Here is a 15,724-nt window from a genome sequence, read left to right as displayed (position 1 = left end):
TCAAATCTTGACTTCTACATCTAACATAGTTTTACCGATATCGGCAGGGGATCTAGTGATAATTACGCCGGCACTTTGTAGAGCTTCCAGCTTATCTTCGGCACTTCCTGTTCTTCCGACAATAATAGCTCCGGCATGTCCCATTCTTTTACCTGGAGGTGCTGTAATACCTGCAATAAAGCTTACTATAGGTTTCTTGATTTTTGACTGCTTGATAAACTCAGCTGCATCTTCTTCTGCATTACCGCCAATTTCACCGATCATAATAATTGCTTTTGTTTCATCATCTTTCAAAAACATCTCAATACAATCAACAAAATTAGTGCCGTTAACAGGATCGCCACCTATACCGACACACGTAGATTGTCCAAGTCCTACTGCTGTTGTCTGTGCTACTGCTTCATAAGTTAGAGTACCTGATCTTGAAACAATACCTATCGTTCCTCTTTTATGAATATGCCCAGGCATAATACCGATTTTACATTCACCCGGTGTGATAACTCCAGGGCAGTTAGGACCGATTAATCTAGTTTTAGAACCGACTAAAGCACGTTTTACTTTCATCATATCAAGCACCGGAATTCCTTCCGTTATACATACTACTACTTCAATTTCGGCATCGATTGCTTCTAATATCGAATCAGCGGCAAAGCCGGGCGGAACATATATAACGCTTGCATTTGCACCGGTTTTTGCTTTTGCTTCATGTACGGTATTATATACAGGTAAATCAAGGTGAGTATGACCGCCTTTGCCGGGTGTAACACCGCCAACCATGTTAGTGCCGTACGCTATCGCTTGTTCAGAGTGAAAAGTTCCTTGTAAACCAGTAAAACCCTGACAGATAACTTGTGTTTTTTTATTTATTAATATTGCCATGTTAAATAATGTTTATTGTTTTTATTTTACTTTGATGTCATCCCGCGACTTGATCGCGTGATCCAGTCCTTTTTTAATTTTTTTATGGATACTGTGGTCAAGACACGGTATGACACTGAACTGGTTTTTCGAGCTATACAACAAGATCAATGCCTGTATAGCTCATGACGGTTATCTACCGTATCGCTTCAACTATTTTATTTGCCGCATCTGCTAAATCATGTGCCGGTATTATTTCTAAACCGGAATTTGATAAAATTTCTTCGCCTTTTTCAACGTTTGTACCGGCTAAACGAACTACTAACGGTACTTTTATACCTATGTCTTTTGCAGCGGCAATAATCCCTTCTGCTATAATATCACAACGCATGATACCGCCGAAAATATTAACTAGAATCCCTTGTACTTCTTTATCAGATAAAATTATTTTTAAAGCTTCTTTTACACGCTCACGATCAGCTCCACCACCGACATCCAAGAAATTAGCAGGCGAAGCACCGTAAAGTTTAATAATATCCATAGTGGCCATGGCAAGACCGGCACCGTTAACCATACAACCGATATTACCGTCCATTTTTACATAGCTAAGTCCTGCATTTGCTGCTCTAGTTTCTAGAGGATCTTCTTCATCATGATCACGCATTGCCGTAATATTCGGATGCCGCAATAAGCCGTTATCGTCAAAAGTAATTTTTGCATCTAAAGCTAATAAGTGCCCGTCGCTATTTACAATTAATGGGTTGATTTCAATTTGTGCTGCATCGGTTTCAATAAAAGCATTATAGACTGATTTTACTATTTCTTTCATCTGTTTAGCTTGGTTATCCTTAAAGCCTAACTCATAAGCTATGCCTCGCATATGAAAATCTTGTAAACCGGTTGCAGGATCAACGGAAAATTTAATAATTTTTTCCGGAGTTTTTTCTGCTACTTCTTCAATATCAACTCCTCCTTCTGTAGAAGCTATAAAAGTAATACAGCTAGCCGATCTATCAAATACTATACTAAAATAATATTCTTTTAAAATATCACAACCTGATTCGATATAAAGACGGTTTACTTTTTGTCCTTGAGGTCCTGTTTGATGCGTTACTAAATTAATACCAAACATGTCATGAGCAACTTTTTTGGCTTCTTCTTTACTCTTAACAACCTTAACACCGCCTGCTTTACCTCTACCGCCGGCATGTATTTGTGCTTTAACCACATATACTTCCGTATTTAATTTATCTATGGTTTCATTAATCTTTTCGGTTTGCGTAACAACTAGCCCGGTGGAAGTAGGTACGCCGTATTTTCTTAAAATCTCTTTTGCTTGATATTCATGAATATTCATTTTAAATAATTTATTTAAATTGCTATTAATTTTTATGGATAAGATGCATTTTTAACTTCTCTTACTATGTCTTTATCAAAAGTGATAAACTTATTAGCACTATTGACTTCTCCTTCTGCAATAATCATATAATCGGCAAAGTCTGCTTTACCTTTAATATATTTCTCAGTAGCTGATATTATTATGTCTTGATGCCCAATGATAAAGCCGGAATTATCAATAAGATTAATTACTGCTTCATAAATTTCCTGGCGAGTAAATTTATTTACTTTTAGCACCCATACAAATTCAAGTAATGCATATGATGCAATAAAAATCTTATTAGTGATGTTATGTTTTAAGAAATTTTGAGCTGCTTTACCTTGTATTTCATCATCTTCAAGAAAAGTACGAGTTAAGATATTAGTGTCAATTCCTATCATTTTCGATAACCGCAATACTAATAGCTTCATCTACATCCACCGGACCGTTTTTAGCTTTATGTTTACCTTTACCAAAAAAGCTATAGATATCTTTTTTTATAGGAAGCAATTCTAATGTTTCATTTTTTTTGTAGTTAATTATTAACTCAGAGCCTGAATGTAAACCAAGTTTATTTCTTATATATTTAGGTATAACTACCTGTCCTTTCGATGAGATTACTACTCTGGCACTTTTACTCATAATATTAATATAGTAAGTTATCTGATCTTACTTTGTATATAAAACACAATTTATTATATGTCAATAAGTTTATAATGAGGTTACTCATTCAATATCCTCTTTAATACGTTATCTTTCCTAATAAAGTGATGATATAATGCAGCTAGTATATCAAAATAATTAAAGCAGTAAATAAGCAGCCTTTTTATAGATTTTTTTAAAGATTTTGGCAAATTGTAAATCTGGAGCAAAAGAATTTATAGTAAACAAACCATAAAAATCAATATGATGGTTTGATAAAATAGTTATTAGAAAGCCGCTTATCGGCATTAATAACATTAAAAGCTATAGCAAATTTATATTAATATTAGTGGCTTTTTTTAATTCGGCATATCTTCCGGTAGCAAAACATTAGCATTATAGAATTTCCATAAAAGCCTTATTATTACTAAAGATAAAACAACTATACCGGTTGCTTCATGTATCCCGTATAATTGCCCTTTTAAAGGAAGTTCTAAGAAATTATCCATTAAGACACCGACCACGAGCATTACTATAACTATAATGCTCATGATCCAGTGAAAAAGTTTTGCAATTAAGCCGTAAGAATTTTCAGTATTTGTAAGTAGCATGATAGTACTCAAACTTACTTAATGTCATTGTCGCTCTTCTGTGTCATTTTCCTGCGAAAGCAGGAATCTAAAAAACAATAAAAAATACTAAAATTATTAGTATTTTTAACTAGATCCCATGGGCAAGCCACGGGGTGACACCGAGTCACGGTATGACAGTTTCTTCTTAATTCCCAACTGCCGTATCTATAATCTTTTCTGCCTCTGTACTGCTAATTTTTTCTTTATCATTCAGAATGAGATTAGCATTCTTTAAGTCATCTCCTATATGTTCCGCTCTTCCTTTTAAAACCTTAGCTAAAAACTGCTCGGCAAGAGCGTAATATGAGATTCTATTACCGGCTTTTGCAAACCCATGACCTTCATCTTTGTAAAGTGCATAAACTACCGGTATATGCTTTGCTTGCATGCTGTTTACAATCTGTTCTGATTCTGCCTGCACGACTCTCACATCGTGAACACCTTGTGCTATAAATAAAGGCTTTTTGATATTATCAACAAAATTAATCGGTGATCTTTGTCTTAAAAATTCTTTTTCTTCTTCAGTATCCCAAGGTCCTATACGTGTTTTATATATACTTAACAATGGTGTCATATAAGGAGCTTTAGATTGCACATGAGTTAATAAATTAGACATACCGACAACGTCAATACCGCAAGCAAATACGTCAGGCGTCATGGTAAGACCTACAAGCGTTGCATAACCTCCATAGCTTCCACCCATAATACAAACTTTGTCAGAATCAACTATATTATTCTTAATAGCCCAGTTAACACCATCAATTAAATCGGTGTGCATTTTACCGGCATATTCTAAATTACCGGCGTTTAAGAAATCTTTCCCAAAACCGGTAGAACCACGGTAATTTATACTTAAAACTGCGTAACCACGATTTGCAAGCCACTGATGCTCAGGATTGTATCCCCAGCTATCACGTACCCACGGACCGCCGTGGACATTTAGAATTAGAGGTACTTTTCTATCGGGTATATTATTTTTATCGAGCTTTACATCATTTGGAAAAGTGATATAGCTAACTAAATCAAGCCCGTCACGTGACTTGATAATTATCGGTATCATCTTAGCAAGATTATATTGCTCAAGTTCTTTGCGATTAGTAAATAAAAACTCAGCTTTTTTATTTGCCCTATCATATTTATAATATTTCACCGGTGCATTATCAGCCATATAAGCAACGATCCAAGTTTTATCGTCTAGCGTCCTACTATTAATAATTAAATCACCACGATCAATAGATTGCAAATATTTAATATCATCTTCAATATCTTTATCTAATATTTTATATGAGACTCTATCATAATCTATAGATACTGCTTGCGAAGTTTGCTTTGTGGGATGAACTGTAAATAAGCCGATATCGGCTTTTGCATCTTCGGCTAATATTTCTTCACTACCTGTAGCTAGTGTTATAGCTTTAAGTACGGAGGTATTACGATTACGTCCCTCTAGCATATATAAAGTTTCACCGCTAGCATCAAAACCAAGTATGGAAGTGTTAAAAGAATCTTCCATTGATATCTTAGTAAATAACTTTGGCTCTCCGTCTTTTAATTCATAATATTCAACAGCTCCGTCTTTATCTAGTAAGCTACCAAATCTTAAATTTAAATTTTCATCAGTTACATAATCAGTAAATCTATCATTTTTATAAATCAGTTCTTTTTCTAGAGTATCTAGATTTAATTTGTAAATATCAAAATATTCAGGATTACGCTCATTTAAATATATTAATATCTCATTTGGCTTCTTATGACTTGCTCCGGCTATTTTGGCTTTAACTCCTTTTGCAGGAGTAAGTAATTTTGTCTCTTTTGTCTCTATGTTATAGCTATAAATTCGGTCATTTTCATCACCGTTAAAATCTTGGGTATATAAAATATTTTTATTATTATAAGCTTTAGCATAAGACCAAATACCGCGTCCTTTGTCATGGGTTATGGCTTCTGCTTTACTAATATCATCTGAGGGTGCTAGCCAAATGTTTAATACACCGTCTTTCGGTGCAACATATAGAATATATTGACCGTCGTGGGTTAGAGAAACCCTTGCTTTATCAGGGTTACCGAATAAAACTTTTCTGGGGATTATTTGATTGTTATCCGTTATCGTTTGAAACATAAAAATACCGACACTTATTATTAATATAGTGCCTATAATATAGATAGTGCCTATAATATAGAAAATTTTACTCATTACTAATAGTTTGTTATTTAGTTTTATAGTCTTTTGATGTCATTCCCACTTCCGCGGAAATGACATTCAGGTCATAAAATATAATGGCTACACTCTCTCAATATTGCTTAAAAACCAATCAACTTCTTTGGTATTAGCATTACGTGTAAATGTCCATTCTTCTTTTAAATCTTCGATTTTGTCAACTACATTTTTACCTTGAAATAGTAATTTAATAAATATGTTATTACCGAACATGTAAATTTCTGAATATTTTGCACTTAAAGCCGATGAGTCAAAAAAATCACCATAGGACGGTGTTATTTTTTCAAATTCTTCCAAGTATCTTTTATCTATCAGCTCAGATAATTCTTTAGCATCTTTTTTATAAGCAGCTTCTATAATCATTTGAAAAGCAGTTTTAGCATTATTTATGAATTTAACCGGATCAAAGGAGTAAAGGCGTTTATGGACTTGTTCCATTCCATCTACGACCGCAGTTATATTATGTTCTACTATTATATCTTTAAAAACTTTAATATCTTGGGCTGTTGGAATATTTTTTTCTTCTTTATTAGATTTAACTATACTGTAAGTTACGTCCTTAATAACCGGTTCGCCAAAATAAGATTTTTGCTTTGTCTGTTCCTCTTCTGAAGTAGAACCGAGAGTCGTAATTAATTTGTTGATAATGTAAAAGGCAATAACGGCAAAAATTAATAACTCTATTATTTGAGGAGACATTTTCTATTTATTTTTATTAAAAGATTATTTTTATATTTTAATATAAAAAAATAATCTTTTAAAGTTATTTAATAAAAATAAGGATTTATTTTTATTTGAGTTATACTTAAAATTTAAAAAATAACTAAAATATCTTGATTATTTTAATTATTATGATATTTATCGTTTTGTAAATGATGTTTAAACTCCATCATTGCAAAACATTTATTTATAGCCTTTAGTCCATTTATGCTAGGTGGCTGTTGTACTAAAGCTTAATTTTTAAGCGTTTGTAGTATAACGGATAATTATTGTTTTCAATGATTGCGTTTATCCCCTAGCACCTACCTATCTATTCACTTTTAATTGACGAATGCACTGGCGAGCTGGTAATTCAATTATATAATGCAAAATAGTAGCTATTGTAACCGAAGTAGCAAATTTAAGCCATAAAGGAGTTGGATAAATCCAGTAATATGCTACAAAAAATTCTGTAGTTAAAGCAGAAAGGTATAAAGCATATGAAATTTGATCTAGAAAATATGTTATTGGATTACCGAAAATAAGTTTACTTAATCCTGAATCATTAGATTTTCCAATAATTATTAAGGATGAGCCAACTGCAAGCCACCAAAGTGTTTCTGCATTAATTATAATAAAAATATAAGCAAAAACAGCAATTCCTACAAATGTAATAATATCATAAATAATATAATTAAGTTTCAAAGATTTTATATATTTTGTAATAAGAAATGTTATACAACCAAAAATAAATACACCTAAAAACATTATTAAGCTTTTACCGTAAGCAAATTGTACTCTTTCGTTACTAATATGGGTCTGCAGCCATTGAAAAGCATAAGGAGCAGAAATTATCCCATAAGATATAAATAACAAGATTATCAATAACTTAATTATTGATAATCTTTGCATCAATGATATTAAAAAAGGAAATAATTAATATGCACACATTGCCGTACTTATTGTACATGAAAGTTGATTCCAAGATACTAAATCCGTGAACCCCCATGCTTGAATAAGGAACACATTATAAAAGCATAAATAAATGTAAGGGATAAACTCTGGCAATACGTGCAAATAAAAAACTTTTATAACTAACGGCGTATAAAATCTAGTATTATATACATAACATAAAATAAAGCCGGATAACACAAAAAATATTACAACCCCAAGACTGCCAAGTCTTGCTATATTCATTCCAATTGAGTTATCTGGCCAAATTATATGTGGCGTGTTAAGAAGAATACCCATAATGCAGTATACCCGCGTAAACCTGTTAATCCTTTTATTTCTTTTAAGTTATCTATTTTGTTATGCCATATTTAAGTTATAACATTACTGATTAAAATATGGCATGATACAATAACCTAAATATTAAAACAATTTATTAATAATAATTTTTTTAATAAATTATTAGATTCTTATATTCAGAGATCTTTTAATAAGTGTGCCACTTTTATAGCATTATCAAATCCGTGATCGTAATGAAATCTTATATCAGGCGAGAATTTCATATTTATTTTATTAGTAATAAAATTTCTGATAGCATTTTTAGAATTATTTAATGCATCCATAATTTCATCTATTGTTAGTTTAGTATTAAAAGGCAAGAAATAACAATTAGCTATTTTGAGATCAGTAGTAACTATAACTTTCGTAATAGTGAGAGGACAATCAAAAAGTCTGCTATCCAGCATTTTGCCACGCCTTAGAATTTCTATTAATGCTTCATTTATAATGCTTGCTAATTTTTGTTGTCTATGAGAATGAGTTTTGGTTAATTTTTTCATGCGTTAAAAAATATATACAATTCTAAGGCATAATAGCATGCTTTTGCCAAACAACCAATACCTAAAAATTTTAGAAATTTTGTTTTAAAAAAACCGGAGAATAAAGAAATAAAGCTTCCCCAAAAAGAAAATGCCATTAAGAAAATTATAAATATCTCATATTTATAATATAGTTTTGTTAAATTTTTATGTCTTAAAATATTTTGTGTATTTTTGGAAGCATAAAAGATATTTAAAACTATTTTTCCAAAAATATAATTGATTGCATTACCGCTAAGAGAAGCACAAATAGCTACTAACAGCATTATTAAACTATTATAGCCTCCGAACATTTTCATAGAATGAAATATTAATTCATTCTGAAAACCTATAACAAGATTTGAGACAAAACTATCAACAAATAATAAACTATATGCTTTAAATTGATTCATGAATGTAATATATTGAATTTTGATTAGGGGTATTAATCGTCATTGCAAGGAAAAACTGTAAGTTTTGACGAAGCAATCTCATGCCAAAATCCTGAGATTGCCATAACCCTTACTATCTAACACCAAAATAAAGTAACTGGCAATGAAAAAGCAAATTATTTATCCTGATTTTATAGCACGAATTTTTTCTACGGCACTTGATTTATCAGTATTTGCCTTTATAGCAATCCCAATATCACAATTTTGTTCTTTTAATTTATTATGGTTGTTCTTTAATGATTATTTCCTTAGCAATAACATTAATCTTCATAATCCCAATGAAATGTTTAACTCGGTTATGAGTCAGGAATTTTATGAATATCTTAAAGCAGGAAATTTTAATAAATATATTTTGTTTAATATTTCAATTTTTGCTACTAATATATTAGTAATAGGCTCATATTTCATAACGCTTTGGTATTATAAAGGTGCAACGCTTAGTAAAATGTTTTTACGTATGAAAATCGTAGATGCCGTAACATTAAATCGTCCGACCTTAAAGCAGTTAATTAAAAGATTTTTAGGGTATATGACTTTTCCTATCGGTATTTTTTTCATACTTTTTTCTTCTAAAAAACAAGCATTACATGATAAAATAGCCGGAACCGTCGTTATTAAGTCTTAAATATACTCCTAAGTAATACTAAGTAATAGACGAAGTTTAATTTGGAAAAGAGCAAGGAGTATATAAGGCGAGGAGCGGAGCATATACACTTAATAGGTGAGTACCGCAGTTCTTATAATACGACGTAGCTCATTTTTCAAATTAAACGAGTATATTTATGAATGAAACAAATGATAATGATATAGATCAGCTAATTTATCTTTTTTCAAAATTACCCGGTCTTGGTATTAGATCGGCAAGGCGTATAGCGCTTTACCTATTGCAAGATAAAGACGTAAGGTTAAAAAGCCTGATTAATAATCTTGTAGAGATAGATAAGAAAATAGTAAAATGCGAGATTTGCGGTAATATGGATACGGAAAATATTTGCCGTATTTGTTCTTCTGAATATAGAGATAAATCAATTATTGCTATTGTCGAAACTGTGGCTGAATTATGGGCAATGGAGCGTAGCGGTAATTTTAAAGGTTTATATCATGTATTCGGTCATAATTTATCAGCAGCTAGTAGACAAAACCCTAGCATACTTCGGTTACCTGAACTACTTACAAGATGTTTTGCAGAAAATATTAAAGAAGTTATTATTGCTACTAATTCTACTTTAGAAGGTCAGACTACTGCTTATTTTATTACAGAATATTTAAAAGAGCATCCTGCTAAAATTTCTCGCCTTGCTAGCGGTATACCTATCGGAGGTGAACTTGATTATTTAGACGATGGTACCGTATCTGCCGCTATTAACCTACGCCAACCTTTTGAGTAAAAATTAATAATTTTATTAAAGTTATAGTGAATCTTGATGAAATTCTAGATGATGTTCGCCGGCGAATTTTATTACATCATTATGATTTCCTTGATGATCAAAATGTATCAGTAATTCACCTTGTTCGTTTGAATGTAATATATTTGTGAATAAACGCTGGTCACTATCAATTTTAATGTCAACTACTTTTTTACCGATAAATTTAACGCCGTTATCCCCCTGTTGTCTATATATTATATCTTTCTTTAAGGCATTTATAAATTTATCACATTGATTCGTATCTAATCTCAATGGCTTCCTGATTTTTATTATCATATTGTAAAATTTCCTCAACTTTCTTTAACGCTAAGTTGTATTTCTTAATTGCGATTAAACAAGTGATAATCTTATTAATTTTTTCTATAGCTTGTGCTTGTGCAAAATTAAGGTTGCTAACAAGAGCTTCGATATGAATTTGGTTAATATATTCTTCAGGATTGAATAAAAATTCTATTGCCTGGAAGATATTACTGAGATATGGAGTTATTTTATTTTTAGGTATTTTTTGTATAAATTGTTTAGCTAATTCATATTATTTGGTATATAAGGCTGTTGTAGATAGTAATATAACACCACTAATAGAGTTGCTAATTTCGATTCACTCATCCTTTAGGTTTTCTTCATGTACAATTTTCTCAGCAGCAGAATATTGATTGTATTTGGCAATACATTGAAAACATCGAAACTGTTCTTGACTATCTTTAGATAAATTGTCTTGGTTAATTAGATTTAATTTAGCTTCAGCAATTTCAGCTAAATTAAAACTCATTGCTGTCAAAATTTTGATATCTGTAGGAGCATTTTTGATTAAATTTTTTGTTGCTGTTGCCCTTTCGTTAAGTAAATAAATATTAAATAAGCTATAGCTTGATGAAGCGCTATCGTTTGGTCGATCCTTTAAAATGCGTAATAATTGTTCTTCGTCTAATGATAATTTTCCTGTATTATTATAGGCTACTGATAGATTATAACGGCAAAAATAGATGAATTTACTTTCCTGTTTTTGCTCATTGTTTACTAGATTCGCTGGTCGTGGTGCAAGTAATGTTATTATTTCATCATATTTTTTGGTAGCAAGCAATATTTCAGAAAAAGAGCCTAGAATAGCAAAATCTTTTATATTTGCTAATGGTTTAATAATATCAGGTTGAAATTCAGGTTTTACAAATAATAAAATTTCTGCAATAAAATTTAGATATTTTTGATACCATTCTCCTTGAGTTTTAAGTAAATTTAAAACTATAGGTGCTGATTTAAGTATATCTTTAGCTACTTCTTCCATTAATGCAATATTCTTTTCTACTACGGCTAAACGAAAAATATTTTCCTTAGCGATAAATTTATTGATAATCTTAGTGATAGGGTTAGAAGAATTGGAGCTAGGTTTGTATTCAAAAAATATTTCTACTTTAGAATTTTTATTAATTAAAGCATTATATTCACTAATCTCATAATCTTTAAATAACTCATGATTTTTAAGTTCTTCGTAACTGTATTTTTTAATACACATTCCAATAGCTTTTTTGGGGTTTTTACCTCTTTTATCTTCTTAATTGCTAAATTAGCAAATTCTGAAGCTAATTTTGAATTTTTTATTTCTTCAATAGTTCTTAAATAATTATTTTTTATATCAAAATCCTTAACTATTGCTGAGTACAATTCTATAGCTGTATTTAAGGTAATATTGGAGCTTCACGTGGTAACCATAAAATATGGTTATTTTCAGAAAAGTTAATAGAAGACTTTTTTGATTTCATATATGATGCCTAGTTATTTTTAACAATGCATCATACATTAGTTTAATTCTTAATCAAAAAATTATTAATATTTTTTAATAATTACCCACCGAATTGCTCTTTAATAATTCTATCTTCCAGCGTATGGTTTTTATTAAAGAGCAGTTTAACAGGCTTATCCTTAGTAGATTTAACGGTAACATTTGTGATATTATTAAACTCCTGAAAGTCGGCAGTAGCATTTACCGGTCGTTTATTTGTATTAAGTATTTCAAATTTAATCGTAGCAGATGAAAGCAGTAAAGCACCGTGCCATCTACGCGGTCTAAACGAGCAGATAGGGGTTAGGCATAACATGTTTGACTCAAGCGGTAAAATAGGACCGCTGGCAGATAAATTATAAGCACTACTTCCGGCAGGTGTTGCAACTAAAGCTCCGTCTGCTACTAATTCGCTCATTCTCTCTATCCCGTTTACTTCTATTCTAAATTTAGCAGCTTGATTAGTTTTACGAAATATCGATACTTCGTTAATAGCAAGTGCCGTATATATTTGACCGCTCGTATCTTCGACTTGCATAAGAAGAGGATTTAGGATAGAAACCGTACTTTCGTGTATATTTTGTAATAATTTTTTGGTATCTAAAGGATTCATTAAAAAGCCGAGGTTTCCTAAATTAACTCCGTAAAAAGGTATATTAAGATGCATATAGCGGTGAATATTATGTAGTAATTCTCCATCCCCGCCTATTACGATAATGACCTCCGCTTCCTCTATTTTACAATAATTATAGAGTTTTTTTATTTCCTCTATAATAGCTAAATGTTTGGAATTGTGGTTATAAATCAATGCTATTTTATTTATATTCATTATATGAATTTCTTTTTTAATATATAGACGCTTAACTAATAATAAGTTATAAGAATAAAATAATAAAATAAATATTAAGTTAAATTATGTCATCATTCAACATCAAAAATCATAAAAATGATCTGCTATTTGTACCGCTAGGGGGATCTAATGAAATAGGTATGAATCTTAATCTTTACCATTATCAAGGTCAATGGTTAATGATTGATTGTGGTAGCGGTTTTGCCGATGATTATTTACCCGGTGTTGATATGATAATTGCTGATAGCAGCTTTATCGAGAAATATAAAAAAGATATAGTAGGTCTGATTTTAACTCATGCTCACGAGGATCATTTAGGTGGAGTCCAATATTTATGGAATAGACTTAAATGTCCTATTTATATTACTACTTTTACAGCAAACTTTCTAAAAATTCGTTTAAATGAATATGATTTTGCTAAAAATATAAAAATTCATGAAGTAAAACCCGGTAGTAAAATAAATCTAGATCCTTTTTCCTTAGAGATGGTGCCACTGACTCACTCGGCTCCTGAAATGCAAGCAATTATGATCCGTACGGATGCAGGTAATATTTTACATACGGGGGATTGGAAATTTGATAACGATCCGATACTTGGGAAAAAAGCCGATGAGGAGCTTTTAAAATCTTACGGAGATGAAGGGGTTCTTGCACTTGTTTGTGATTCAACTAACGTATTTAATAAAGGCAGCTCAGGTTCTGAGGGGGATGTTAGAAAAAGTTTAGTAGATATTATAGCCGGTTGTCCTCAAATGGTAGTAGTTTCAACCTTTGCCTCTAATTTAGCACGGCTTGATACAATAATTCATGCTGCAGGGCTTGCGGGTAGAAAAGTAGTCTTAACCGGTAGAAGTTTGCACCGTATGATGCTTGCTGCGCAGGAAAGCGGCTATTTGAAAGATATTGCTCCTCTAATTAGTGAACGTGATGTTAGCAGATTTAGAAGAGAAGAATTATTAGTAATTGCTACCGGTTGTCAAGGTGAGCCTATGGCTGCTACCGCAAAACTGGCTAGTAATTCTCATCCGTCTATAAAGCTTGTGCCTAAGGATACAATGATTTTTTCTTCAAAAATTATTCCGGGTAATGAAAAGAAAATATTCAGGCTATTTAATATATTTGTTAAAGCCGGTGTAGAAGTTATTACCGAGCGAGACCATTTTGTACATGTTTCAGGACATCCATCGATTGACGAGCTACAAAAAATGTATTCTCTAATTAGACCGAATATTTGTATACCTGTTCACGGCGAGCCTGTACATATTCATGAACATGTTAAGCTTGCTAAGAAAAACGGCATAAAACAGGTAGTAGAGGTTGAAAATGGTAGTGTAGTACTGCTTGAACCTAATAATGCAAAAGTAATTTCAAAGGTTGAAAACGGTTATTTAGCTGTTGACGGTAATTATTTGCTGCCCGTTGAATCTCCGATTTTCAAAGCTAGAAGACGTATGCGTGAGTCGGGTATCGTGGTAGCATCAGTAGTCATTAATAAAAAAGGACTGCTTGCTGCAAACCCAATGCTGTCTATGCCCGGGCTGCTTGATCCGAAAGAGGATATGGCATTAGTTAACCTCATTAAAAACGACATTAAAGAACTTGTGACCATTCAAAATAAACAGGCTAAAAAAGCATTGTCGGATGAACAAGTAATCGAGGCAATAAAAGGAACAATCCGTAAAACCTTAAAACAAGAAATTAATAAGTCACCCGTTATAATAGTAAATCTTGAGAAAGCTGTGGAGTAGTGAAATTGTTATTGTGAGTAGGTATTGTTTTATGGCTCGAGAAATTCGCTCAATGTCATTCCCACAGAAGCGGGAATTCAGAAACACAACTTCAATATTGATACAGAAGTTACATATTTGATAAAAAAAATCATATAAAAACAAGTTTTTATATGGTTTTACTGGATTCCCGCCTTCGTGAGAATGACATAAACAAGCCAAGCAACGATACCTACAAACCTGCAAGTGACAAAGAAAAAATAAGCACATGAACAAATTTAAAAATATTGCGGTTTATGGGGGAGGGAGTTTCGGTACTAGCCTTGCTTCTTTAGCAGCACAAAACTGTAATAACGTTACTTTATTTTTACGTGATAGGCAATAGCAAAGGAAATTTTACATAACAAAACTAATGTAAAATATTTAGGGGATATTAAATTACCTGCTCATTTACGGGCTACTACAAACTTAGATATAATTAAGGATTTTGAATTAATTATTATTGCAGTGCCGTCTTACGCTTTTGATGACTCAATAAAATTATTAAAAACTCACAGCATTTCTAAAGACAATACTCTTCTAATTGCAACAAAAGGCTTTGCCCGTAATCCTACCGCATTATTTTCAGATAGGTTCAAAACTCTATTACCGCATAGCCCTACAGCGTTTTTTGTAGGTCCGAATCTAGCAAAAGAACTTGCTAAAAATTTACCTGCTTCGGCAAGTATTGCAAGTTTAGATATAGATATAGCAAATAAAATCGCTTATAACCTAAGTTCAAAAATTTTTACTACTAATGTGTCAAGCGATATTGTAACATTACAGGTAGCAGGAGCTTTAAAAAATATTTTTGCTATTAAAAGCGGGATTGATTTAGCAAGAAAGCAGGGCGAAAATGCAAGAGCAACGCTTATAGTAGCTGCCTTAAAAGAAATTGCTATTTTGTCGAAAGCGTTAGGTGGTATGCAAAAAAATTCTGATATTTTACTAGAGGGCGTAGTAGGCGATTTAGTGCTTACTTGTTATTCGTTAGGTTCACGTAATACAAAATTTGGTTATGAACTTGGAATTAGTAGCGATAAAAAGAAATTTTTACAGGAATATAAAGAGCTAGTAGAGGGAAGAGAAGCATTAAAATTAGTTTTGGATTTGATAAAAAAATATAATTTACATATGCCTATAATTTCCGAAGTAGCTTCGTGTGTTATTCCTTATGTCATTCCTGCTTTCGCAGGAATGACATAGGTATCCACGCA

At 31.8% G+C, this 15,724-nt stretch carries 17 protein-coding genes and 2 pseudogenes; 4 read left to right on the top strand and 15 right to left on the bottom strand.

Going from position 1 to position 15,724, the window contains the following annotated elements; translation table 11 throughout:
- From sucD to RPR_RS00630, 12 genes and pseudogenes are all read right to left on the bottom strand, one after another.
- On the bottom strand, nt 1-879 hold the full coding sequence (gene sucD / locus RPR_RS00685) for a succinate--CoA ligase subunit alpha (protein ID WP_012736402.1): 879 nt from the start codon (nt 877-879) through the stop codon (nt 1-3).
- A 175-nt stretch (nt 880-1,054) separates the two neighbouring features.
- Nucleotides 1,055-2,215: an ADP-forming succinate--CoA ligase subunit beta gene (sucC, locus tag RPR_RS00680; RefSeq protein ID WP_012736401.1), complete on the bottom strand. Its 1,161-nt coding sequence runs from the start codon at nt 2,213-2,215 to the stop codon at nt 1,055-1,057.
- 32 nt (nt 2,216-2,247) lie between these two features.
- The gene (locus tag RPR_RS00675; RefSeq protein ID WP_012736400.1) at nt 2,248-2,637 is read right to left on the bottom strand and encodes a PIN domain-containing protein; all 390 of its coding nucleotides are present in this window, start codon (nt 2,635-2,637) and stop codon (nt 2,248-2,250) included.
- Entirely contained in the window at nt 2,624-2,878 is a 255-nt protein-coding gene (locus RPR_RS00670; protein WP_012736399.1) for an AbrB/MazE/SpoVT family DNA-binding domain-containing protein, read from the bottom strand. The genes RPR_RS00675 and RPR_RS00670 overlap by 14 nt, the downstream gene beginning before the upstream one ends.
- A 159-nt stretch (nt 2,879-3,037) precedes the next feature.
- A complete protein-coding gene (locus RPR_RS09660; RefSeq protein WP_012150794.1) occupies nt 3,038-3,196 on the bottom strand; it encodes a hypothetical protein in 159 nt (52 codons plus the stop codon).
- A 41-nt stretch (nt 3,197-3,237) separates the two neighbouring features.
- The gene (locus RPR_RS00660) at nt 3,238-3,489 is read right to left on the bottom strand and encodes a cytochrome b (protein ID WP_014362974.1); all 252 of its coding nucleotides are present in this window, start codon (nt 3,487-3,489) and stop codon (nt 3,238-3,240) included.
- 166 nt (nt 3,490-3,655) lie between these two features.
- Nucleotides 3,656-5,704 (bottom strand): S9 family peptidase, encoded by a 2,049-nt coding sequence (locus RPR_RS00655; RefSeq protein WP_012736398.1) that lies wholly within the window; start codon nt 5,702-5,704, stop codon nt 3,656-3,658.
- 87 nt (nt 5,705-5,791) lie between these two features.
- Entirely contained in the window at nt 5,792-6,427 is a 636-nt protein-coding gene (locus RPR_RS00650; RefSeq protein ID WP_012736397.1) for a Tim44 domain-containing protein, read from the bottom strand.
- Nucleotides 6,428-6,754: 327 nt separating this feature from the next.
- Nucleotides 6,755-7,303 (bottom strand): hypothetical protein, encoded by a 549-nt coding sequence (locus tag RPR_RS00645; protein ID WP_146603356.1) that lies wholly within the window; start codon nt 7,301-7,303, stop codon nt 6,755-6,757.
- A 151-nt stretch (nt 7,304-7,454) separates the two neighbouring features.
- A pseudogene (locus tag RPR_RS09655) lies at nt 7,455-7,678 on the bottom strand (hypothetical protein).
- A 176-nt stretch (nt 7,679-7,854) separates the two neighbouring features.
- The gene (rbfA, locus tag RPR_RS00635; RefSeq protein WP_012736396.1) at nt 7,855-8,217 is read right to left on the bottom strand and encodes a 30S ribosome-binding factor RbfA; all 363 of its coding nucleotides are present in this window, start codon (nt 8,215-8,217) and stop codon (nt 7,855-7,857) included.
- On the bottom strand, nt 8,214-8,648 hold the full coding sequence (locus RPR_RS00630) for a YqaA family protein (RefSeq protein ID WP_012736395.1): 435 nt from the start codon (nt 8,646-8,648) through the stop codon (nt 8,214-8,216). Before RPR_RS00630 ends, rbfA begins: the two co-directional genes overlap by 4 nt.
- Before the next feature lie 142 nt (nt 8,649-8,790).
- Between RPR_RS00630 and RPR_RS00625 the strand changes: the two genes are divergently transcribed.
- Nucleotides 8,791-9,312, top strand: a complete 522-nt coding sequence (locus RPR_RS00625; RefSeq protein WP_004995736.1) for an RDD family protein — start codon at nt 8,791-8,793, stop codon at nt 9,310-9,312.
- A gap of 157 nt (nt 9,313-9,469) precedes the next feature.
- Complete coding sequence (recR, locus tag RPR_RS00620; protein WP_012736394.1) at nt 9,470-10,075, top strand: recombination mediator RecR; 606 nt, start codon at nt 9,470-9,472, stop codon at nt 10,073-10,075.
- Nucleotides 10,076-10,096: 21 nt separating this feature from the next.
- Here the strand turns inward: recR and RPR_RS00615 are convergent, their stop codons facing one another.
- The 3 genes from RPR_RS00615 to RPR_RS00600 all read right to left on the bottom strand — a co-directional run bounded on the left by RPR_RS00615 (nt 10,097) and on the right by RPR_RS00600 (nt 12,720).
- Nucleotides 10,097-10,390 (bottom strand): hypothetical protein, encoded by a 294-nt coding sequence (locus RPR_RS00615; RefSeq protein WP_085065586.1) that lies wholly within the window; start codon nt 10,388-10,390, stop codon nt 10,097-10,099.
- 322 nt (nt 10,391-10,712) lie between these two features.
- A complete protein-coding gene (locus RPR_RS08820) occupies nt 10,713-11,624 on the bottom strand; it encodes a hypothetical protein (protein ID WP_228368864.1) in 912 nt (303 codons plus the stop codon).
- A gap of 328 nt (nt 11,625-11,952) precedes the next feature.
- Nucleotides 11,953-12,720 (bottom strand): NAD kinase, encoded by a 768-nt coding sequence (locus RPR_RS00600; RefSeq protein ID WP_012736393.1) that lies wholly within the window; start codon nt 12,718-12,720, stop codon nt 11,953-11,955.
- An 86-nt stretch (nt 12,721-12,806) separates the two neighbouring features.
- Between RPR_RS00600 and RPR_RS00595 the strand changes: the two genes are divergently transcribed.
- Both RPR_RS00595 and RPR_RS00590 read left to right on the top strand, forming a co-directional pair.
- Nucleotides 12,807-14,489, top strand: a complete 1,683-nt coding sequence (locus RPR_RS00595) for a ribonuclease J (protein WP_010977243.1) — start codon at nt 12,807-12,809, stop codon at nt 14,487-14,489.
- Between the two features lie 247 nt (nt 14,490-14,736).
- Nucleotides 14,737-15,713: pseudogene (locus tag RPR_RS00590) on the top strand (NAD(P)H-dependent glycerol-3-phosphate dehydrogenase).
- The last annotated feature ends 11 nt before the right edge of the window (nt 15,714-15,724 follow it).

Origin of the sequence: Rickettsia peacockii str. Rustic, assembly GCF_000021525.1 — a bacterium.
Lineage (GTDB): Bacteria > Pseudomonadota > Alphaproteobacteria > Rickettsiales > Rickettsiaceae > Rickettsia > Rickettsia rickettsii.
The sequence above is the reverse complement of the archived record's forward strand: the minus strand, read 5'-3'. Positions and strand labels throughout refer to the sequence as shown.